The organism is Legionella bozemanae (genome assembly GCF_001648595.1).
In the GTDB taxonomy this organism is placed as follows: Bacteria; Pseudomonadota; Gammaproteobacteria; order Legionellales; family Legionellaceae; genus Legionella; species Legionella bozemanae.
Genome location: NZ_LBAW01000012.1, coordinates 57497 through 79143 on the forward strand (window position 1 = coordinate 57497; position 21647 = coordinate 79143).

A 21647-nucleotide genomic window follows, 5' to 3' on the forward strand; every position below is an offset into this window, starting at 1 on the left:
TTTTAAAAAAAACCTATGAAAGACCTTGAAAATTATCCAATCGATAATCTTGACCGAAAAATACTGAACGCATTAATAAAAAATGCACGTACTGCTTATGCAGAACTGGCTAAAACGTGCGCTGTAAGTCCTGCTACGATTCATGTACGGGTAGAAAAAATGCGGCAAGCGGGCATTATTGAAGGAGTGCATGTACACATTAATCCCAAACGATTAGGATATGATGTCTGTTGTTTCATTGGTATTACTTTGAATCATGCAAAAGATTATCAAGCGGTCTTAAAGAAACTGGAAGATTTAGAAGAAGTCATCGAAGCTTATTACACTATTGGTCATCATTTTAATATTTTTATCAAAGTAATGTGCCAATCCATAGACACCTTACAGCAGTTATTAGTGAATAAAATTCAACTTATCGATGAAATTCAATCAACAGAGACACTGATTTCCCTGCAAAATCCCATCATGCGCTCAGTAGTTCCTTAATCCCAATGTGATTCATCTCATTTAGATCGATTAAATAGCTAAAGAAGTATTCGTTGGGATAAAACTGTTGATATCAACTGTGTTTTATAATCAGATCGCTGTCTTCTTTAACAGTCCCTACTTTAGGGGGCTCTTTCTCGCTGGGAGAGAGTAATTCATTACTTGGGGGAAGAGTAGCTCCTTGAGGCATTGTTTTTTGCGTTGATTTAGGGCTACCCATCTGGAGCAAATCGGGTTCGGCTTCTGATTTTTTTTGGGGATTAATTTCATCAAGAGCTTTGGAAAATTTATTCATAAAAGTAGAAAAACCGCTTTCTACAGCATGTACGTATTTTTCTTTTAAACTGCCCTTCTCCTCGAAGCCTTTTATGAACGCTGTTATCCCATCTCCTGCTGCACTGGCATAAGCTTTAGTCATATTCCACAACTTTGATGGCAAACTTTTTGACGAATCATCAAGTATTTGATTTATATTTTTAGTGATATTTACCGTATCCTTTCCTAATTGCTCTACTGTCTCTTTCTTTAAATTTTTGTCATTACCCAGAACCAGGCGATGCAGGAATGACAAGCCAGAACTTTGAAGTGACGTACCCGCATGGCTTAATTGTAATAACTCTAAAGAACGTACTGTATTTGAAAGTTTTTCACCTTCATTTTTAGCTAAATCTTTTTCAAGGTCATCTAAATATCGGGCTTCCTCGTCGATAATTGCTTTTCGCGCTTGCTTTATGGGATTATCAGGATCATTTTCAAGCTCCTGCGCTACTTTGTCATGTGCTGCTCGCAGATCGGTTATAATTTGCTTGCCTCGGTCCTTCTCACTCAGTAAACTCGTAACAAGTGATTTATTATACCCTCCCATGCCTTGTTCGAAGCTCGCTCCTACCATTTTACTTACAGTATCAAAAAAACCCTTACCTTCCTCAAACCCCTTTAGGGCACCTTGACACATCCCAATCGTCCCTTGCATGCAAGCCTTTGCAAATCCCCCCATTTTTTCAGTCAAAGATTTAGATTTATCAAATGCTAAGTCAGTGGCCAGATTCCATGCAACTCTCACTGAATTTATACCCATTTCCTGTAGTGCTTTTGGATCAACTCGCTGTTCTTGACTGAGATCAGAGGTCATAATCACAGCATTACTCAACAGTTGTGCTGTTGTGGTTTTTTTACTCAGGTCTTTAAGCGACTCATAAACTTCGTCAAGACGGCCTCCCTTATCAGGAGAGGTGGCATCGGCTAAAGCTTTATCTAATCGGTCGAGCTCTTTGCTTACAGCCTGTGTCACATCCTGATGTGCCTCGCGGTATTGAGAAGGCATTTCAGTTTTCTGCCACTCTGAAAGATTTTGACGTATGCTTTGCATTAACGCTTGAGAATCCACAAATTTACGTCGTTGAACCTCTTCTTTGCTAATCATAATGAGTGTTTTCTATTCTATATTCCATACAAAAAAGTATAGCTTAAGAGCTCACAAATTGTTCAATAAAAAAACACAAAAATCATGATATAAATCAAAATGCCTTCACGTTTTATGCGCGAAATCAAGCTCCAACTTTCAGGACAACACTAGGTAAAAAGAGCTGTTTTTATTCAATAATTAATGTTTATTTCGCCTTATTTTTTTCAATGAATTTTGTTAAGAATTACTTAAGGTCAAGTTGTTAAAATAACAAACACTTTCCTTGTATGATAAAAAATGAAACGAGCCCTGACTGGTATATTAACAATACTCCTATTGCCTTTCTCTGCTGCTGCAAGTGTAGTGATAGTAGCATTGTTACTGGCCATGCTTGCTCTGGTTTCCCCTGTTCTTGTTATAGGCGGTGCTTTATGGTCTGCCGGAAAGCTGTCCGAAAGATTTACAGACTGGCTTTATCCTCCTAAAAATATTATGACTTCAAACCATGGAAATGGCCCCATAATTACTTCATTATCAATGACAGGTATACTTTTCTTTGCCCTCCTTATACCGGTTACTGTGGGTTCTGCTGCAGCAGCTGCCGTAGTTTCTGTTTTACTTGTGCCAGCCCTGGCGGTAACTGGCGCTTATAAAATTGCTGACCCAACAATAAATTATCTCTATACTGCATTGGGTTTAAATAAAGAAGAGGTTAAGGTAAAGCACAGCTATAGTATATTACCGCAAGATTCAGATGAGCACCGAGAAGAGCCCGAAGAAGACGTTCCGCATTTTGATCCTTTATTTCAACCCAATACTTCCACCATTAATAATGTGACAAAAAGAGAGAAAACTTTTCCGTCAGAGATAGAGTTAAGGAGTAGAGCTCTTAGCTATTCACCATCTTCGGATGAGACATAACTTTCTCAAAATGTTATTCTACTCAGTTTATTTTCTTGGCAGAAAAACTATCTGACATGGATAATGAGCAATGAATCAATTTAAATTTCTAAAAACAATTCATATTGAATATCAATTAAAACTATATGAATTAGTGGCCGCATCCATTCAAAAGGAGAGCGCGGCTCTCGAATCGAAGAAAAATATTAATGAACTTACAATAGATGAAATGCATGCTCTGGAATTTTATAAACAAAGCCAGCAGACTCTAGTTGAATCAACCTTCCTGCAAATTTATGCCAAACTAGAAGAAGCCTTGTATTATGAATGTACCCCACTGCTAATTAAGAAAAATGCAAGCATATCACGCTTTGAACCCATCCTGAGCGAACAAGGATGCACTATTGATAGCAAACATTGGAAAATGCTAGTCAATATTTCTAAAATTCGAAATTGCCTCTTACATGGAAATGGAAGATTGGATCCCGATCGATATGGAGTGGATACAAAAGAAACCATTCACTCCCTTAACTTAGATGCAAATATTCCAGTGATTGAAATAATTCATTTAAAAGATCATAAAGAAGAAATTTCTAAAATGAAACTCAATGAAGCATTTCTCCATTATTGCTTTACTAAAATAAAAGACTTTGTCCAGTCTCAAAAATAGAGGTTTTCCCTTGTTAATTTAACATACGCTCGATGATATATACCTCAAACATCGCAATGAACTCCTACCTAAACTCTATTGGCAATGATTTATTAAAATTCAATTTGATCAAACTATAATCTAATACTACAATAAAATTGCATTTTAACGACAGGAGGTCATTATGAACCAAACAATTAAGTTCGTGGGGATTGCTGCAACTCTATTAGGTCTAGGTGGATGTACCACAACAACTGGGAACTCACCTGGATACCGCGCCAATTATGTCTATTCTTCTGGTTATACTCCTCCAGGATATACGACTAACTATTATAGGGTAGGTAGTTATGGGACAGGTACTTATTATGGAGCCGGCTGGAATAGTGGCTATTATGGTAATACTTATGGTTATTGGCCTAGCTCTTACTCTAGAGCAAGAGGATATTACTCAAACAATATCGTCTATAATACTGGCAAAACAAGATATTACACGGGTTATAGAAACTATAATAAACCTCTAGGTTACTACAATAAGACCTATGTTGGATATGGGAATACCAAATATTATAAAGGTAACGTAGGGTATCATAATGGCCAGGTACATTATCAAAAAAGATATAGAAATGGCCAGATAAACTATCAAAGTAGTCAAGTAAATTATGGTCAACCGAACTATCAAACAAAATATAGAAAAAATCAGATAAATTATCAAAATGGTCAAGTAAATTATGGCCAATCGAACTACCAAACAAAATATAGAAAAAACCAGATAAATTATCAAAATGGCCAGGCAGGTTATCAATAAGATTGCCCACATTAACTAATCAGTTCGGGCTTAGCGATCATGTCCGTCAAGCTAAGAGTATTTAGTATTAATTTTACTCAATTCACAAGTAACTCTGTCATCCCCGCGCAGGCGGGGAGCTATTTCGAACCAAATTGCAATCGGTAAACCTAAAAGCAACACCAAGGCCAGCAGTATGGGTATAGCAGGATGTCATCCTTTGAATTGTTTCCTTGGATTGCTTCTTTTTTCTGCTCCCATAGGCCTCGTGCATTGAAGCATCACTCCAGTCTGGGAACTAAACGATTATAAATAGACCCCCATATTCGTCTTTCTAAATATGGGGCTTGGGTACCTATTTTCGATGTCTTATTAGCTTAGATTTATTTTTATCTCGTTAAGGCCATCATGAACAGGAACAATTTTTGGTTCTTCTGAAATTTTAGGAGCATAGATGCTTCGAAACAATAATGGCGATTTGATTGGTTTAATCGATGACGGCAACTTAGATGCCGCTTCTTTATCAAGCAGGATTGTAACGTTTTTATGATCATATAAGGCTGTTGCCGGAATATCTTGATTCGGTGCCGAAGCCAGATTAACAGCAGCAATAATATCTGCCTTAGCTGCGCCTGAGGCGAGCAAATAACATGCTTTACTGTGTTGTAAAATCGTTCCAATTCCCATTGTTATGGCATGGGTTGGTACCTCATCTTTTGAATTAAAAAATCGTTTATTCGCCTCGCGAGTTTTATCATCTAATTTTATTAATCGTGTTTTAGAATCAAATGAAGAGCCTGGTTCATTAAAGCCAATATGGCCATTCACACCCAAACCTAAAATTTGAATGTCTATTCCACCAGCTTCTTGAATTTTTTCTTCATATTCTTTCGCATGCTGCTCAATTGACTGCAATGGAACAGTTCCATCAAGCATATGAATATTCTCTTTTTTGATATTAACGTGATCAAAAAAATGATGATGCATGTAGTAATTATAAGATTGAATGTGTGTTGGTTCTAACCCTAAATACTCATCTAAATTAAACGTGATGACTAATGAAAAATCTAAGTTTTCCTCTTTATGCAGACGAACTAATTCTTTATATAAAGGCTCAGGGGTACTTCCTGTTGCCAGTCCCAAAACGGTAGGTATTTTTTTCTGATTATTTTCCATGATTTTCATTTGAATGGTTCGAGCAGCTTTACTTGCCATGCCTTCAGCTGTTTCCCTAACAAAAATGCGGCTAAACATAAATACTTTCTCCAAGAAATCGAGGTGTTATATCCAATATAAATTAAGAGTTCAGAATAAAGAAAATCCATATTAGGTTTGTTGAAACAAACCCTTATTAAACACTCTCCATTCATTCCCATATTTTGTTACAATTACCTAATGCAGGATGCCAATAAAATCATAAAAAATTTGATTTATCGACGCGCAATTTTAGCCAATTTAGCAGCGAAACTCTAGGGCATTTCTTGTGGAGGTCCCGTTCTAAAATATGATATTTAGAGCTCTGACCGGAAATAGATTAAGCTCCTAGCAATTGTTTGTGGAACTCATCCCTACGAGGATATTAAATGCTAATTAAAAATATTTATGTTTATAACGATGCCGGGCTTAAAGAATTAAAACACGTGCAAGTTACCGAAGATGGGGCAAGAATAATCTTCAATATTGATGACGATTTTTTATCCTCTTTGCAAGAGGATAAAATAATTGATTCTAAAGGCTGCTATTTCTTCATGCCAGGGATGTTAGATTCCCATGTTCATGGCCAAGGGGGTATTGATTTCGCTGATTTAGGCGATGAAATGAGTCAGGAGGGATTGGAGCGTATTGTCAAAGAACTAGGAAAAACAGGGCTTTCTTATGCGTTAGCAACTCTAGTATCCATGCCTATCCCCGCTTTAAAAAAATCACTGATAAAAATTAATGATTTCATTTGGAAACACGAACTGAATCCTACCCCTGGTTGTACTCAGATTCTTGGTGTGCATTTAGAAGGTCCCTTTATCTCAGAAAGTTGCAAAGGCGCTCATGCTAAAGAGGCGCTGCAACATAGTATTTGTATGGAAAAATTTAGGGATATTATTGATGTAGCGCCTCATATTAAACACTGGAAAATTACCATTGCCCCTGATTTATTAGGTGCAGAAGATTTCATTAAACAGACAAAGACCCTTGAGGAAGAAGGTATTTTTGTAAAAGTGTTTATTGGTCACTGCAATCCAGATGATAAGGAGATCATTAGCCGTGCTATTGCAGCAGGCGCTTGTGGATTTACGCATCTGGGCAATGGTTGTCAAGAATCGTGTAGTAGGGAAACACGACCACTTACTTTAAGTGACGCAAAAAGTCATGTAGTACAATGGATACTCGAAAATCCTGAACATTGTCCGCCTGGTGTGGAGCTCATTACTGATGGTGTCCATTTATCCCCCTCATTTATTTCACTCATCCAGAATGCAGTTAAAAACAAAATCATTCTTGTAACCGATGCCTTAGGCCCCACAGGTTGTAAAGATGGAACCTATAAATTAGGAAGTTTGGATATTCGGAAAGAGCAAAATAGTTTCTATTTGGCAGATAATAACGGTAATTTTCTGATGAAAGAAGGCAGACTTCCTTCTGGAGAAAAAGGCTCTGTAAAAACACTTGCAGGCAGTGCAGCCTCATTATCTTTTTGCGCGCAAAAATATTTTGAATCGATGCATGATGAATCCTTAGAAAACCGTATGGATTTTCTGTATACAGCACTTATCACTAATTCCAGAACGACCTCTTTATCTAAGGAGACAATACAAAATTTACCCGATAATAAAAATTTCTCTATTTTTAATAATAATGGTCAACTTATTTTGAGCTCATGCCATGGTAAAGTAATTGAGCATCAACAATTACAATGGCCAATAGCTGGCATACTCAATTATGGATTTTTAGCTAGGCCCTCTACGGTTGAAAATAACAACTTTCCCAAACTAGAAAGAAGCTCTTACACCTACAATCAAGGTCTGTAAATAATTTACTAGATAAATTCCAAAATAAAAATATTCGTTTTTACACACACTAGAGCAATCTTGCTAACCCAAGAAAACACCTTGGGTTAGCTTCATTCCGCACTAGGTCTGTAAAAGACCACCTTGAGAACCACCTACACTAAACGTAAGCGCCGCAATAGCACCAGGAATAGACGCGATGCTGGGTAAAAACATTGTCCAGGTTATTCCATTGTCCAAACTTTGGTAGGTTAAAGGAAATGTATTGCCCATAAGATCATAATACCCTACAGTGGAACATATATTATTTTTACATGCAACGCCGGTTAATTGGGCATTCCCAAATCCTGCAGGGATCCCGCTTATGGGAGGCAATATAGCTTCTGACCAAGTCACTCCATTGTTTGCACTGAAATAACTCACTGGCAATGATTGCCCAGAAACTGTGTCATAATATCCCACCGCAGAACAACGAACACCGGAGCAACTCACGCTATTTAGAAACGCTCCTCTGTTTCCTGGCGGCAAGGCATTTATGGAAAGAAACCTTACTAAAGACCAGGAAATTCCACCATTGGAACTGGTATAACTTAGAGGTAAGTGCCCGTTGGGATTTGCAGGGTCAGGAGTTTCACCTACAGCACTGCAATTAGCTCCAACACAGCTTACACCCATCAACTTAGCACCACTTACATACCCAGCTGGAAAATTAGCAATACTTGGTATGATTGCTTCGGACCATGTAACCCCATTGTTCGCACTAAAATAACTCACAGGTTGCCGATCATCTGAAGCGTCATTATAAAAACCAACAGCCGAACAATTTGTTCCTGCACAACTAACCGAACCAAGTCTCGCTCCCTGATTTCCAAGTGGAAGACCTGCGGTTGAAAGAAAATTAGGCTGAGACCAAGTGACTCCATTATTAGAACTGGAATAGGTAAGCGGATAACGATTTCCAGAAACACTTTCTCGCCAATATCCTACAGTCACACACTTGTTATCCACACAACTCACAGCGGGAAGGAACACTTCATCACTTGTTGCAAGAGGACCAGTACGTAAAAATAGATAAGGAGCAGACCAGCTCGCACCTCTATCTGAGCTTGAATAGGATAAAGGTAGCGTTGCGTCTATATCTCCCAAAACCGCACCAACAGCAGTACAAAGATTTCCACTACACCCAACACCAAAAAGTGCTACTTGATTACCGGGAAGACCAGCAGTTGGTGGTAATACTGGAGTAGGCCAGGTGGCACCATTATTATTGCTTGTATAAACGAGTGGAAATCCTCCATTCGCAGTTCCATAGCCCCCCACTGCAACAGAAATCTGCGTTTCAGGTGGAGCACTGGTTACATTTACGTTTAATGAATTGGCAAGTGTTGGGCCGGCACAAGTTTTACCTCCGGGAAAACAAGCAAATAAATGATGGTGTGGATCAGGATCATCACGATTAACCGCACCGGATATTTTCAATTTTAAAGTACAGCTTTGATTAATAGAGCCATTGGGTCCTAAATTAAAAAAAAGAGGACAAACAGTGGGGTCTGTTGGTTCGAGTACTTGAATTACATTGGGCGGAAACCACTTAACAAAATTATTAAAACGCATTGATAAAGTGTTGTTTGTCACTGTATATGCAGCATTTACGCTTCCTCCCAGAGGAACAGTGGAAGGTAAGATACCTTGGGGAGTAATATTGAAAGGTAAGGCAAAACTGGTCATTGAAGTAACAGCCCCCAAAAAACCAACACACAAATGATATTTATAGTTCATTGTTCATCCTTTGATCGTCTAATACAATGCTTAAAAATAAGCTACTCGAAAAGTACATCTTGTTAATTCAAGTACAGATGCCAAAGCTCAAGACAATATCATTGCATAAGAGGAATGAATTAAATCCCTTAAATGGAACTCTCAAAACGCCAATCATGTCCCTAAAATTTAAGCATCTGAAATAAATTTTGTACTTTCCGGAGACTCCATAAAACCAAACTAAGTTTTATATCCCTTTAAACCACAAAAGTAATTTGCCCCAATACTTCATTAGTATATAAATGAGATTGCGATAAATTATTAAATGTTGGAACTCCGTCGATTGAAGCATTTCCAAGCTCTACTTTACCAAAGTCAGAAAATCGATAGCCTACACCTACACGGATATGATTTGTCACCTCATAATCTACGCCTGCCCCTACTCTATAAGAGAAAGAAGTACGCGTCTCATCCTTAAATTGATTACTGAAGGTACTAAACTGCGGTACAATATTAACACTGTAATCTTTTGCAGTATTCGAACTAACCCCTACACCTCCTGAAATGTACGGATGGAAAGTTAGCGATTGATACATCAAGTTATACAAGAGTTTGTTTTCAAATAATACCTGGTGCGCCTGTATATCATACTTATATGAAAATGAATCAAATATTAATACATCCGACGCACCTTGTGTCACAACACCGTGGGTATGAAACTCCATAGGTTGATAATAACTAAATCCTGTTTGCAAAAACCAACTCGGATTTAAGAGAATTTCTATCCCAAGCGAAACACCGTATATAAATTTAGATTGATCCGTATTGTCGGCATCATAACTGAAAGACTCGTCTTGAACAGGATCGTCAATAGAAATAAATTGCGACTTACCTGCATCATCAGTGAATGCCGCACCTAATGATACAGTTGCAAAAGGACGCCAGCTCATTGCAAACCACTCAACTTTTTTTTCAATCTGATCTTTCCAAACGGCAGGCTTTTTTACTACTGGCGATGTAGCTGCAATACTTGGCTGAACACTAATTACAGTCAATCCAAAAATAGCTAATGCAAATCCATACTTACTCTTTAACAATTTCTTCATCCTTAAAAAAATAACCACACGAAAAAAAGTGCTTTAAGCAAACTTCTTCTGATAAAAACAACAGCGAATTAATTTAACAAAGTTCACGGAAAAATTATAGGTTTACCCAAAATAAATAAATCGTTTATTAATTAATAAGTTAATCAAATGAAACACTCTTTTTCAATAAAGCGTCTAAGATTGCTAAAGACAACGAAAGGCATTGACCTGTCAAGCGTAATGGTACTGGTGAATTATCACAACTCTTGGGATGATGGTTTTAAATACACCATACACAGAACTCCAGCAGTCAATGCGGTGATGCAGCATAAAACAATGGGGGTAATAATTGACACAACAATCAGAAAACCACCAACAAAACAAATAATGGCATCACCTAAAGTACGCAAACTTAATTGTGCGCCCATGACTTCACCCTGAATGGCAGTATGAGACATGTTTGAGATGTGGATCGTCATAGTTGTTGTAACGGTAGTAATACTAAATCCAATCAATGCGAAAAATAAAAATAGGGTTGAGGGATATTGAAAAGCAACCATCGCAGCAAAAATCAAAGCAGTGGTCATCATGGCTAAGGTTATCATTTTATGAATGGGCATATGTTTTGAAAGATGATGTGGAAGCCATGCGGCGCCTAAAGCAAGGGCAGCTGACAATGCTGCGTTATAAGCCGCAATCATGCCTGGAGACATAAACCATTTTCCGGCCAGGTAAACCGGGCCAAACTCATAAAACATATCCACTGCGAAGGTAAATAGCGTACTGACGATGAGCAAATGGATTAAATGAGGATGATTTTGAAATAAGAGCTTGAATTGTCGGATAATATTGAGTTGACTTAATATAGATTTTTTTTCAGGTTTGGATAGAGTTTTATGTTCTGGTAATTTCCACCAGGCGAGACTCAGGGTAATCATTGAAGCAGATGCTGCAAAAGTAAAAGGGAACGACCATGAAAACCAGGAAATGATATTTGGATTGGATAATAAACCGCCAATAATAGGTCCAATGATATAACCAATGCCAGCCATGCTGTTAATTCTACCAAAGCTTATAAACTTGTTAATGGTAGTTAATTCTGATGCCAATGCCCTGGCAACAGCAAAAGTTCCTTCCATGAATCCTGTTAAAAAGCGGCTGAATAATAAGAGCCAGAAACTGTTTATCCAAAATGCTATGACTGTCAACAAATACCCCAGCATGCTTCCCGCCAAACTGATGACCAATATTTTTTTGCGACCATACAAATCAGAATTTCTCCCTAAAATAGGGGAACCAATAAATTGCCCCAAAGGAAAAATTGCAAGGGTTAGCCCCAGCAAAACACGCCTGCTCGTTTCACTCCATTCCGGTGAAATTATTAACTGATTAGTAGATTGTAAAAACAACGGAGGAAGAATGGGGTAAGCAATAGATGAACCAATAAAACTAATTAAAACGATTAGTAAAATAATCCAGAACTGTTTTTTTTCCTGAGTTGTTTGTGCATACATATTCATTCTTGGCCGTTGGGATTATGGAGCGGCGAGCCGACTTTAAGAGAAAAATTTTATTTAAAATAGCGACATCATGTAAAATTTTTTAGCAAATATTCTAACTTTTTTTTCCCAATAAAGCGATATTTATTTTTGTGCCCAATGAATTCTTAAGTCGATTGACCTGCCATTTTCTCCATTGGAATCAGGATTCAATCGAAATTATCTGTTCTCATTGCTCTCATTAAACCTCAAGTGACGCTTTAAATTGCTCTACCCATGCATTATCTACAAAATTTGGGAGCACTATTTTTTCAGTTGATCTCACTGTTTCTACAAAATGCTGATATAAATAAGGACGATAAGAATCAAGATCGGGAACTTCCATACCAATTTCTTTGGCTTTTTCATCATTAATTCGCACGCGTAATATATCTTTAAAGTGAGTGTTTGCCTCAAAATGCAGCATCTCCTCATCAGACATTACCCCGCCTTGAAAGAGAAGCGTTTTCTTACTTGCTGTAGATAAACGCTCAAAATAGTCTTTTTTCTTTCCTGCCAGATAACGTTTGGCGTTCACATGGTGACCAATGAGCAATGCAACTTTTGCAGAAAATCCCAGGGTGTATGCTAATGTCGCACCGATCCACTCATGATGCACTATTCCCAAATCTGCCATCTTATTTTGCTTGGTATTCGAAGCAAAATGCCCTATGTCATGAAATAAGCACGCGAGAATGACCTCCTGGCTATGCCCTGCTTGCTCAGCAAAATAGGCGCACTGTAATGCATGTTCTAATTGCGACACAGACTCGCCAATGTAATCCATATCTTTGGAGAGATACAAGCACTGGAAAGCCCTATCAATTTTTTGGTCGATATGATTTATTGTCTTCATTGCATCATTTCACTAATGGGATTAGCGACATTATAAATAACAGCACCTGCTGAGTAATCTTTATTGGGATCGCGTTCGCAGTCTGGAGGAAACTTTTCCCGTTTATCCTGATAATAAGCCTCCCGCATCACTCCGCCTTCAGAAAATTTGCTAAAAGTAATAAAAATTGCTCGGCGTGGTTTATTACTACGATTCGCCTCCGAATAATGGGGTAAATACGAATCAAATAAAATGATATCTCCCGTTTTACATTTAATTGGCGTCCACTGGAGGGTCTCTGCAATTTCCTTTTTAATCGAACCATCCACTTCTTGAGGAAGAATTACAGGCTTATTAGCTCCTCCTTTAACTACTTGTAAACAACCGTTTTCTAAAGTGCACTCATCGATTGCCACCATCATAGTGATGTGAAATCGTTGATTAAAACTAATAAAAGCAGGAGCATCTTGGTGAGGTTTAAATCCTCCCCCACCCGGGAATTTATAGTTAATTTTTTCTTTGAAAATAGCTGCCTGCTCTCCCATTAATGAGGACACTAAGTTTAAGGTACGTGAACTATTAGCCACCTCATACATCCCTTTATGATAATCAATAAAATTTTCAACACGACAAAGCTGACGTCCACCCTCCGCATTTTTTTCAAAATACTTCATCCATTTTCCTGGTGTTTCAGGCCAAGATGTTAATTCATCACACCAGGTTTGCAGATGTTGTTTCAGATCAATACAGAGAAAATCTCGCAAAATTACAAACCCCTGTTTTTGCCAAAAATTTTGTTGCTCTGCACTCAATTGATAATCCATGATGTCCCCTTTTAAGACGTTGATAGCAATGTATTCTCAGAAATTGAATCCGCAAGAGTAGCTAATTTACCTTCTTCCCTTTCTAACCATTTTGTTAACAACCAACCCAGTAGAAGAGTGCCGGCAAGAATCGCTAAAGTCAGATAAATACCCAAGTGAGCCTGGAAGATAGGTAGGAATACCGTGCCAATAAACGCACCAAATTTTCCGGTTCCAGCTGCCAATCCATGTCCGGTGGCTTTAAACTCAGGGTTATAAAGTTTTGCAGGCAGCAGATAAGTTGAAATTCCTGGGCCAAAATTTATAAAAAAATTGAACAGGATGAATCCAACAAAAATAATGCTGGCACTTGGGAGCAGATAGCTTATGCTAAGAATTAATAATCCCACAAACGAAAAGAGAAATCCTGTTTTCTGCAGTTTAATTAAAGATACATGATTTACACAAAAGATGACTGCAAAAGCACCTAAGGAAACAAAGATATTGACCACTAAAGTGCTTTTTAGAACTTCCGTTTGTGCATTCAGGAAATTTGCTGCGCTCGAAAGATTAAATGCCTGTAAGACGTAAGGAGTGAATAACCCTATCCCGTAATACGATATATCTAATAAAAACCAGCAAAGACAAAGACAAACAGTGGCTCTTATCATTCTTGGCGAGAACATCAATTGATAATGCGTAAAAACAGCACGTCTTGAGCGTGGTTTTAACCGTTGATGGACTTGCCATAAAAAGCTCTCTGGCAGCTTCGCTCTAAATAACAGCCCTACAAGTGCAGGAATTGCCCCTGAAGCAAATATCCATCGCCAAACGTCGAGTTGAGGATGCAGTTTAAATAAAAGCCAGGCAACAATGACACCTATTGGTGAGGCAAGGCAATTGATAAACATAGCAGTTGCGATAAATTGGGCACTTTTACGAGGCGGAATCATTTCAGCTAAATAAGCGGCACAGATAGGATAATCAGCGCCCACGCCAAAACCGAGTAAAAATCGAAAAACACAAAGAGAGGTTATATTCCAGGCAAAAGCAGAACAAATAGCAATGAATACAAAAAAGACAAGATTTATAATGAGCATGCTTTTCCTGCCTAACATATCTGCCATGCGTCCAACAATGATTGCACCAAATACTGCACCAAGAGGTGCTGCAGCTTGAGTGAGGCCAATCATAAGCGAGGATGGATGGTATAAAGCATTAATAAAAGGCTCTGCTACAGAAGCGATATATAAATCATAACCATCAATGAACAAACCCAGCGCACAGACTATCCAGACATGAAGAGCCAGGGATTTATTATTATTTTCGTCCATGAAAATCTCTTTATAAGATAAAGAATATTTTGCCGCTTTATTGCGGCGTTAAGTACATGATTTTTAACATAATCGCGATGCAAAAACAAACAAGTTCATCATAAATAATTCAAAAAAACAATGCCCGTTCTAATAGAGTCTGTTTACAATCGTTATCTTGAGGCAAATACTCCGATTTTAGGGCACAGAAACGGAGTATGCACTTATGGCATCACGTTAAGGAAAAATCTCTCTCGCCTACGTCCCGCGAACACACCGCGGGACGTAGAGAATAAAGTTATTCCCTTACTGGGCGCATAAAATCGGAGTATTTTGGGGATAGAATTGTAAACAGCCCCTAAACCATCCCTGAAAAAACGAATTTACAAAAGATATCTATAATTAAATAAATGAGACTTCGACAAAAGCAATAGATACTCTTTAACTCTGAAAAAGGAAAGATAAAATGTTAACCACGGCTTTTATTTTTTTAGTGATAGCAATTGTTTCAGGATACATGGGATATAAAGGTACCGATCCTTCATTAACAAATAATGCAAAAATTATATTTTATATTTCTATAATTATTTTTCTCATATTACTGCTTATCTATTTATTTTCCCCAGCCGCACCAGTGCAAAATGAAATAAAAAATCCACTTTTATAGGTACGATTAATTTGAATGAATTATTCTCCTTGGACTTCCCAATTGGAATTCACTTTCATAATCTGCACACCACAACTCATTAGGACTTTTACCATTAGTTAGTTTTGTCCCCTCTGCTTTGTAACACCTCCTCTTTTGTTTTGTTACCAAACCATATTTATCTAAAATTGTATGGATAGTGCTACCTATGTCTCAATAAGGACAATCCAGGCACGGCAAAAACTCATGGCAAAATCAATGCAGACCTACATTCTCTCTTTCCTGATCACTTTCTTCTTCGGGTGGTTTTTTAAACTGCTGCACGATAGTTTTAGCGAATCGTTGAAATAAGCTGGCGTTTGCTCCAGTAAATTTATTCCAATCTTTTTCAAAATCTTCTTGCAAAAACATATGCAGCTGACCATGATGATAAGGTCCACTGTTTTGCTCTAAAGCTTGTCTTTCATATTCAAATCGTAAACTTTCTTTTACATTCTTAAGTATATCAGGATAGTTTGCCGATAATTCTCTGGTGATATCTCTTAAAACTGCCGAATAGCCTGTAGTTAATTTGCCCTTTTTAAGCTCACGATCCCATGCGTCTTGATAAAGCTTAATTAGATTATTTCGAAGGTCAGCCCAGTCGGAAGCTCCACCAAATTTCTTTGAAGAAGACTTATCAACCAAGATTTCCTGTACTTTTTCCGCTATTTTGCCATAGCCCGGATATGTTTCTTCAAACTTAAATACCGCATTTTTTAATTCAAGAGCTTTAGCCTCTCGTGCTATTTTATGAACCTCCACTCTAGGGGTTTCAACTACCGTATCATGTGCTTCTCTTAATGCGGCATAAAGTTCTGGAGTTGCCACAAGCTGTCCCTGCTTTGTTTGATCCATAGATTTGTGTGCCCATAAGCGCAGAGTTAAATCATAGTTGGGGTTAGCTTTTACTGTAGGGTTGGACTCTAGAGTTTCTCTTTCCTCTAGTTTCATAACAGAGTCATTTCTATCTTTTGATTCCACAGTATTATAATAGCGGTATGTTTTAATTTTCACATTACCAGGTATCATTTCAGGATTAGCCCGGAAAAAATTTTCTATTGCTTCAAGAATTTCTTTCCTATCATCAAAAAAGGTATATTCCACCTCATCATTAGGATGTTGCAAAGCTAACTTTTGAATTTGCGCATAGATTAAAGATATTTTGTTTTTTTCAAATTCCCATTCAGAAACTTTTTTACCTTCTGTAGCACATTTAAAGTCTGGTGGATAATTGTAATCTTTTTGTAATGCAATTGCTGCTTTATGAGTTGCTCCCGGCTCAAGCCCACTGTATAAATCACCTAATAAGAACGTATCAAATTCAGCTCCTATGTGTGTCGCTATTTCTTGCAAATTTGGATAGGATGAACCAGTTTGATATATTGTTTCCTTTTCTCTAACATATGTATCACTGGAATCGCCGCGTATGTCTTGACGATTGGAGCCTACCATAATTTTATTAATTCCCAATTCTTTTAGTTTATTAATTAATAATGGATTATGCTCAATGCATAAATCTGGAAATTTTCTTCGTTCTTCTGGTTTGTTATGAAAATCTGCTTTTACAGCAGTTTGATAAGACGCATGACTTAAACAACCATCCCAATCAATAGAGGCAATTTTTATTTTAGGCATGATAAACACTCACAATTAATACTACTCGTTTTAATTTTAGTACAATAATACGAATTTTTATTATATGAAAACTTATAGACTTTACAGCAGAACAGCAAACATAGCCTGGTTACCAGCTACCTGGCCATAAACTATTACAGCGATAGCTTTTTCTTTATAGTTAAAACGCTCCATATAAATTATGCTAAAAACACTATTACCAATGGAGAGAAAAAATGAAAAAACAACTAGTGCAACAAATCGTTAGGGCCAAAATAGCTAAGGGCATGATGCGCTGCAAATGCTGTCGCTATTCCTAATATCCTGTTAGCCATAGACTATTTGTGAGAATGACCATGAAAAAGTTACCCAATCTTAGACTATTACTGGAATACAAAAACCCATTAGTTATAGAGCGATTTAAGCAGAATTTTCCTGGTTTTTCTGCTTCTGCAGAACAGCTGTTTACCGACATGCTCAAATATCTATGGCTCAGTGTAAAACACGAATATGATTTAAAAGCCACTCCTGGTAACCCAGAACTGCAATTCATTCCTGTGATGCATGAAGAAATGAGACCTATCGATAATATGTGGCATGAATTTATTCTGATTACCTTAGATTACCATGAATTCTGTAATCACTACTTTGGTGAATATTTGCATCATATTCCCAATATGCGTGAAAAATTGCAGTTTACTGAAGAAGATTTCACGAACCAATTGGAGCTGTTTTTGAATTACATTTACGAGCAATTAGGTGAAGAAACCTTAACCCGCTGGTTTAATGAACATTTAGAAGAAGACATTCTTTCAGATGTGGCTTAACCATTTAGTGCTGCAAGTTTTTGCACGAATCACGGATTGTTTGCACTATAACCTGTAACGCTTTGACTTGCCTTTGCTCCGGCCTATGTGTCAAATAAATTTCATCATGAAAAATAGGTGTATTCGGGACTTGGGAAAGCAATGACTGATGATGAGTGTACACTACTGAGCGAGGTAAAATGCCCACACCACACCCCGCCGCAGTCAAACTGGCAATTACATCCAGATTTGAGGTAGGCAATAAACGATATTCCTTGATACCCATTGCCTCCAAATCTTTGAGTAATTTTTGCGTTTGCAATAAATCAACATCACATAATAAGGTTAAAATCTTCTGCTCTTTCATGAAATTTTTATCATTAGGCTGCCAAAAACCGACCTCATCATCGTAAAGCTTTTGCAAAATCAAGTCCCTATGCCTTACTGGATTAACAACAATACCAATATCAATGGAAAAATTAATAATTCCTTCGAGAATTTTGCGTGATAAATCATGTTTCAGGGTAATTCTTATTTGAGGATATTGCTCAAGCAATTGGGGCATAAATAAGGGCAAATCATATTGTGCTACAGAAGGATGACAACCAAGAACAAAATCCCCTTGGATTTCATTAACGCTTGCCAGACTTTCAGCGCGAGCGGTTTCCCATAAATGAATCAATTGCTTGGCATGGGCATAAAATTGCGCCCCTGATTTAGTTAATTTCAATCCATTTTTTATGCGAATAAAGAGACTGGTACCAATTGCATTTTCAAGTCGTTTGACTGCGCTGCTTAAAGATGGTTGACTAATTCCCAGGCGTTCAGAAGCACGTGATAAATTCAACGTTTGGCATACTTCAATAAAATAATACAAATCGTTTGAGGAAGGCAGCATGGTAACCATCTTAAGCAAAGCAATAAGAGCATGTCAAGAAAGTGTTTCCATGGACATAAACAATACTTAGTTCAATATACTTTGGAAAGCAAGCAGAGCCTGGTGAATGAAGTGCAACCAAGCATACACCATTATAAAGCATCTCAATTGATCAAATTTACATCATATCATTCAAAATAAAATCATTTTTAAGGAAATTTTAATAAATTTAGGGTATAATTTCTTTTTTTTGGATGACAAGAGATCAATATGACAAAAGTACTAGCATTCGATGTATCAGAGACATTACAAACTGGTTCGGAACATAATGACAATGGTCTAGGGCAACCCATGTGTGTAGGGAAAGAAATTATTCCAGGAGCATATTCAGTAATGGTCGGAGGACAAAAAACAGCAGAGTTACTTCAGCATGCTCAAAGAAAAGGCATTCACATCGTTTTAGTAACAAATAATGGTGCGGATTTAGATAAAGAGGTAATTCAACGTACCCTGGATTTTTTTAAACGCTATGGAGTAAATATTCCACCTGAAAATTATATGGGTCCAGAAAAAGGTAAAGATGGCAGCAAGGTGCCGAGATTAGAAGCAATTGCCATACGATTTAATGTTAATAAAGAAGAAATATATTTTTTTGATGACTCCTTTCATAATGTATCAGAAGCAAGAGCACATGGGTTTAAAGCAATTCAAGTTAAATCTCCAGAAGATTTACACAACGGCATTACTGAAGTGCTCGATGCACCATCAGCAATGCAGAAAGCAGAAAAAAATCCTTCCATTTCAGGAAGCAATTCAAGTTTCTTTACTAATGAATGGGATCAACTTGATGCTGATCTTAAAGCCCATATTTCTGAAACAACACGTAAAGTACGCGTAAAATTTTTTAACCATATACCAACCAGCGAATATTGGAATATGATAGGAAAAGAAGAAAAAGAAGTTATTCTCCAAGATTATCTTTATAAAAAATCAAGAACATATGACTCCTTAGATATTGAATTTAGATCTTATTTATCAGAAGAAACTCAAAATATTCGCCATAAAATGTCTCCTAAACCAACTACAGAAGCTTTTTGGAATGGATTAGATGAGAAAGCAAAAGATCAATACTTTCAAAAATATGAACAAGCAATGAGTTATAATTTATAAATAAAATAGCATAACTTATTAAATGCTTTCTGGAATATTCCAGAAAGCATTTTTCATCCCTACTTTGGCAAACAACTGTTTCGACCAGAGATTCAAGGCGGTTTATTTACTAACGTACTCTCTAATATGTGTGATACAATTGCCCTGAAAATAAACAATTTGAAATGAAAACAAAACCATTTCCCCTTTCACCGTGCCCAATAAAATAAAGGAAACTGCATGAGTTTTAAGTCGTTAGGTTTAATCGAACCGTTACTTCAAGCCATTAACGAATTAGGTTACAAAGAACCCTCTCCTATTCAAGCTCAAGCCATTCCCAAGATATTATCAGGTCATGACGTTCTGGCTTCAGCACAAACAGGAACAGGTAAAACGGCAAGTTTCGTATTACCTATTTTACAAAAACTCAGCTCCAAACCCCGGGCTAAAAGTAATAGAACTCGTACACTCATCCTAACGCCAACACGTGAATTAGCCAGTCAAGTACATGAAAGCATCATTCAATATGGAGGCCACCTATCGCTTCGCTCTGCGGTAGTGTTTGGCGGGGTAAAAATTAATCCCCAAATGATGAAATTACGTTCCGGGGTTGAGCTTCTGGTTGCTACACCGGGACGTTTATTGGATTTGCATCAGCAACGCGCCATACAATTCGATGAAGTGGATACTCTTGTTTTGGATGAAGCCGACAGAATGCTGGATATGGGTTTCATTCATGACATGAAACGAATTATTAAATGGTTGCCCAAAAACCGGCAAAATCTTATGTTTTCAGCTACTTTTACTGATGAAATTCGTAATCTTGTAAAAACCATTCTCAACCAACCCATAGAAATTGATGTTACCCCTCGAAATACAACCGTAGTTAAAATCAAGCAAACAGTACATCCAGTTGATAAAAGTCAAAAAGCGGCCTTACTGAGTCATTTAATTCATAAAAATAAATGGAGCCAGACTTTAGTCTTTTCAAAGACCAAACATGGCGCCAATAAATTAGTGAAACAATTGGCCGAAGCGCAAATTCATGCTGCCGCTATCCATGGCAATAAATCGCAATCCCAGCGGACCAAAGCTTTAGCCGAGTTTAAGTCCGGAGAGTTACATATTTTAGTCGCTACAGACATTGCTGCACGAGGAATTGATATTGATCAATTGCCCTGTGTGGTCAATTTTGATTTACCCCAAGTTGCTGAAGATTACGTCCACCGCATCGGACGAACCGGACGCGCTGGCGCATCAGGATTAGCCGTTTCCCTAGTAAGTGCTGATGAGGTAAATCAATTACACGCTATAGAAAAACTAATTCAACGCAAACTAAACCGTATTGAAATCGAAGATTTTGAACCCCAGCATAATGTTCCTCCAACCAATAGTGTTTCAAAGTTCAAAAAACATTCCCCTACTCGCAAGAAAATAACTTCAACGGACAATAAACCCAATAGAAAAAAATTCACAAATAGCTCAAGGAAAAGAGGCTCTAAAACTTAGCATCTTCAGCGTGGTCTAAAGTACAGGCCGAAACCGTGGTGTTCCACTTCGTTTCAGCCGGTGTCAACTTAAGAAAAATATTCTAAGGTTGGGTCATTCGGCCCAACAAATTCAACTCGTCTTTACCATTAAGTTAGGTCAAAATGACCCAACATAATTCAATTTAAAGTTCAGAAGTAGGCTTTTTCTCCTGTATTTCAAGATGCTTCACCAGTGCTGTATAGCGCGGTAACACATAATTCAAAGATTGCATTTTGGACAATTGAAAGAACGACTGATGTTGCATTGCTCTCTTATTTAAAATTAATTCTACTTCCTTGTCTATTTTCATTTCTGTTTCTAACCAACCTGATGAATCATGCACTATTCTGTGATTACTATCTCTGCGGCTCCAGGAGGAAATAAGAGTGGCATTTTGCAAGGATAAATAATCCGCCATAAAATTT

At 37.5% G+C, this 21647-nt stretch carries 20 protein-coding genes; 9 read left to right on the top strand and 11 right to left on the bottom strand.

Translation table 11 applies throughout. The annotated features are described in order from the left end of the window. Positions 1–15: 15 nt before the first annotated feature. A complete protein-coding gene (gene asnC, locus A8O27_RS10355; RefSeq protein WP_058460716.1) occupies positions 16–486 on the top strand; it encodes a transcriptional regulator AsnC in 471 nt (156 codons plus the stop codon). A gap of 73 nt (positions 487–559) precedes the next feature. Here the strand turns inward: asnC and A8O27_RS10360 are convergent, their stop codons facing one another. Continuing rightward, positions 560–1909, bottom strand: coding sequence for a hypothetical protein (locus tag A8O27_RS10360; RefSeq protein ID WP_058460715.1), 1350 nt, complete (start codon positions 1907–1909; stop codon positions 560–562). Positions 1910–2188: 279 nt separating this feature from the next. On the opposite strand from A8O27_RS10360, the gene A8O27_RS10365 reads away from it, so the two are divergent. The 3 genes from A8O27_RS10365 to A8O27_RS10375 all read left to right on the top strand — a co-directional run bounded on the left by A8O27_RS10365 (position 2189) and on the right by A8O27_RS10375 (position 4245). Continuing rightward, a complete protein-coding gene (locus A8O27_RS10365; RefSeq protein WP_058460714.1) occupies positions 2189–2812 on the top strand; it encodes a hypothetical protein in 624 nt (207 codons plus the stop codon). A gap of 70 nt (positions 2813–2882) precedes the next feature. Further along, the gene (locus tag A8O27_RS10370) at positions 2883–3461 is read left to right on the top strand and encodes a hypothetical protein (RefSeq protein ID WP_058460713.1); all 579 of its coding nucleotides are present in this window, start codon (positions 2883–2885) and stop codon (positions 3459–3461) included. 163 nt (positions 3462–3624) lie between these two features. Then, positions 3625–4245, top strand: a complete 621-nt coding sequence (locus A8O27_RS10375; protein WP_058460712.1) for a hypothetical protein — start codon at positions 3625–3627, stop codon at positions 4243–4245. A 351-nt stretch (positions 4246–4596) separates the two neighbouring features. Here A8O27_RS10375 and nagB read toward each other — a convergent pair whose 3' ends face one another. Beyond that, positions 4597–5478 (bottom strand): glucosamine-6-phosphate deaminase, encoded by an 882-nt coding sequence (gene nagB / locus A8O27_RS10380; RefSeq protein ID WP_058460711.1) that lies wholly within the window; start codon positions 5476–5478, stop codon positions 4597–4599. A gap of 329 nt (positions 5479–5807) precedes the next feature. Between nagB and A8O27_RS10385 the strand changes: the two genes are divergently transcribed. Next, positions 5808–7247: an N-acetylglucosamine-6-phosphate deacetylase gene (locus tag A8O27_RS10385; RefSeq protein WP_058460710.1), complete on the top strand. Its 1440-nt coding sequence runs from the start codon at positions 5808–5810 to the stop codon at positions 7245–7247. Positions 7248–7349: 102 nt separating this feature from the next. On the opposite strand, the gene A8O27_RS10390 is transcribed toward A8O27_RS10385, so the two are convergent. The 6 genes from A8O27_RS10390 to A8O27_RS10415 form a co-directional block, all read right to left on the bottom strand. Next, positions 7350–9005: a sialidase family protein gene (locus A8O27_RS10390; protein WP_058460709.1), complete on the bottom strand. Its 1656-nt coding sequence runs from the start codon at positions 9003–9005 to the stop codon at positions 7350–7352. A gap of 236 nt (positions 9006–9241) precedes the next feature. Beyond that, positions 9242–10081: an outer membrane beta-barrel protein gene (locus tag A8O27_RS10395; RefSeq protein WP_058460708.1), complete on the bottom strand. Its 840-nt coding sequence runs from the start codon at positions 10079–10081 to the stop codon at positions 9242–9244. Between the two features lie 245 nt (positions 10082–10326). Further along, the gene (locus tag A8O27_RS10400) at positions 10327–11583 is read right to left on the bottom strand and encodes an MFS transporter (protein WP_058460707.1); all 1257 of its coding nucleotides are present in this window, start codon (positions 11581–11583) and stop codon (positions 10327–10329) included. Between the two features lie 226 nt (positions 11584–11809). Then, positions 11810–12463, bottom strand: a complete 654-nt coding sequence (locus A8O27_RS10405; protein ID WP_058460706.1) for an HD domain-containing protein — start codon at positions 12461–12463, stop codon at positions 11810–11812. Continuing rightward, the gene (locus A8O27_RS10410) at positions 12460–13266 is read right to left on the bottom strand and encodes a phytanoyl-CoA dioxygenase family protein (RefSeq protein ID WP_058460705.1); all 807 of its coding nucleotides are present in this window, start codon (positions 13264–13266) and stop codon (positions 12460–12462) included. The genes A8O27_RS10405 and A8O27_RS10410 overlap by 4 nt, the downstream gene beginning before the upstream one ends. A gap of 11 nt (positions 13267–13277) precedes the next feature. Then, positions 13278–14579 carry an MFS transporter gene (locus tag A8O27_RS10415; RefSeq protein ID WP_058460704.1) on the bottom strand — a complete coding sequence of 434 codons (1302 nt, stop codon included), beginning with the start codon at positions 14577–14579 and terminating at the stop codon, positions 13278–13280. A gap of 445 nt (positions 14580–15024) precedes the next feature. On the opposite strand from A8O27_RS10415, the gene A8O27_RS10420 reads away from it, so the two are divergent. After that, positions 15025–15225 carry a DUF1328 family protein gene (locus tag A8O27_RS10420; RefSeq protein ID WP_058460703.1) on the top strand — a complete coding sequence of 67 codons (201 nt, stop codon included), beginning with the start codon at positions 15025–15027 and terminating at the stop codon, positions 15223–15225. Between the two features lie 234 nt (positions 15226–15459). Here A8O27_RS10420 and A8O27_RS10425 read toward each other — a convergent pair whose 3' ends face one another. Further along, positions 15460–16881, bottom strand: a complete 1422-nt coding sequence (locus A8O27_RS10425; RefSeq protein ID WP_058460702.1) for a hypothetical protein — start codon at positions 16879–16881, stop codon at positions 15460–15462. A gap of 335 nt (positions 16882–17216) precedes the next feature. On the opposite strand from A8O27_RS10425, the gene A8O27_RS10430 reads away from it, so the two are divergent. After that, a complete protein-coding gene (locus A8O27_RS10430; protein ID WP_058460701.1) occupies positions 17217–17687 on the top strand; it encodes a UCP032817 domain-containing protein in 471 nt (156 codons plus the stop codon). Positions 17688–17691: 4 nt separating this feature from the next. Here A8O27_RS10430 and A8O27_RS10435 read toward each other — a convergent pair whose 3' ends face one another. Continuing rightward, a complete protein-coding gene (locus tag A8O27_RS10435) occupies positions 17692–18564 on the bottom strand; it encodes a LysR family transcriptional regulator (RefSeq protein WP_058460700.1) in 873 nt (290 codons plus the stop codon). A gap of 249 nt (positions 18565–18813) precedes the next feature. Between A8O27_RS10435 and A8O27_RS10440 the strand changes: the two genes are divergently transcribed. After that, the gene (locus tag A8O27_RS10440) at positions 18814–19713 is read left to right on the top strand and encodes a hypothetical protein (protein WP_058460699.1); all 900 of its coding nucleotides are present in this window, start codon (positions 18814–18816) and stop codon (positions 19711–19713) included. Between the two features lie 219 nt (positions 19714–19932). After that, positions 19933–21201, top strand: a complete 1269-nt coding sequence (locus tag A8O27_RS10445; RefSeq protein WP_058460698.1) for a DEAD/DEAH box helicase — start codon at positions 19933–19935, stop codon at positions 21199–21201. 163 nt (positions 21202–21364) lie between these two features. On the opposite strand, the gene A8O27_RS10450 is transcribed toward A8O27_RS10445, so the two are convergent. Further along, entirely contained in the window at positions 21365–21640 is a 276-nt protein-coding gene (locus A8O27_RS10450) for a hypothetical protein (RefSeq protein WP_058460697.1), read from the bottom strand. Positions 21641–21647 lie beyond the last annotated feature (7 nt).

Coding starts and splice junctions, on each gene's coding strand:
- A8O27_RS10375 (WP_058460712.1), top strand. CDS start 3,625: ATGAACCAAACAATTAAGTTCGTGGGGATTGCTGCAACTCTATTAGGT.
- nagB (WP_058460711.1), bottom strand. CDS start 5,478: ATGTTTAGCCGCATTTTTGTTAGGGAAACAGCTGAAGGCATGGCAAGT.
- A8O27_RS10405 (WP_058460706.1), bottom strand. CDS start 12,463: ATGAAGACAATAAATCATATCGACCAAAAAATTGATAGGGCTTTCCAG.
- A8O27_RS10425 (WP_058460702.1), bottom strand. CDS start 16,881: ATGCCTAAAATAAAAATTGCCTCTATTGATTGGGATGGTTGTTTAAGT.
- A8O27_RS10420 (WP_058460703.1), top strand. CDS start 15,025: ATGTTAACCACGGCTTTTATTTTTTTAGTGATAGCAATTGTTTCAGGA.
- A8O27_RS10450 (WP_058460697.1), bottom strand. CDS start 21,640: ATGGCGGATTATTTATCCTTGCAAAATGCCACTCTTATTTCCTCCTGG.
- A8O27_RS10365 (WP_058460714.1), top strand. CDS start 2,189: ATGAAACGAGCCCTGACTGGTATATTAACAATACTCCTATTGCCTTTC.
- A8O27_RS10410 (WP_058460705.1), bottom strand. CDS start 13,266: ATGGATTATCAATTGAGTGCAGAGCAACAAAATTTTTGGCAAAAACAG.
- A8O27_RS10435 (WP_058460700.1), bottom strand. CDS start 18,564: ATGCTGCCTTCCTCAAACGATTTGTATTATTTTATTGAAGTATGCCAA.
- A8O27_RS10400 (WP_058460707.1), bottom strand. CDS start 11,583: ATGTATGCACAAACAACTCAGGAAAAAAAACAGTTCTGGATTATTTTA.
- A8O27_RS10385 (WP_058460710.1), top strand. CDS start 5,808: ATGCTAATTAAAAATATTTATGTTTATAACGATGCCGGGCTTAAAGAA.
- A8O27_RS10360 (WP_058460715.1), bottom strand. CDS start 1,909: ATGATTAGCAAAGAAGAGGTTCAACGACGTAAATTTGTGGATTCTCAA.
- A8O27_RS10370 (WP_058460713.1), top strand. CDS start 2,883: ATGAATCAATTTAAATTTCTAAAAACAATTCATATTGAATATCAATTA.
- A8O27_RS10440 (WP_058460699.1), top strand. CDS start 18,814: ATGACAAAAGTACTAGCATTCGATGTATCAGAGACATTACAAACTGGT.
- A8O27_RS10445 (WP_058460698.1), top strand. CDS start 19,933: ATGAGTTTTAAGTCGTTAGGTTTAATCGAACCGTTACTTCAAGCCATT.
- A8O27_RS10415 (WP_058460704.1), bottom strand. CDS start 14,579: ATGGACGAAAATAATAATAAATCCCTGGCTCTTCATGTCTGGATAGTC.
- A8O27_RS10430 (WP_058460701.1), top strand. CDS start 17,217: ATGAAAAAGTTACCCAATCTTAGACTATTACTGGAATACAAAAACCCA.
- asnC (WP_058460716.1), top strand. CDS start 16: ATGAAAGACCTTGAAAATTATCCAATCGATAATCTTGACCGAAAAATA.
- A8O27_RS10390 (WP_058460709.1), bottom strand. CDS start 9,005: ATGAACTATAAATATCATTTGTGTGTTGGTTTTTTGGGGGCTGTTACT.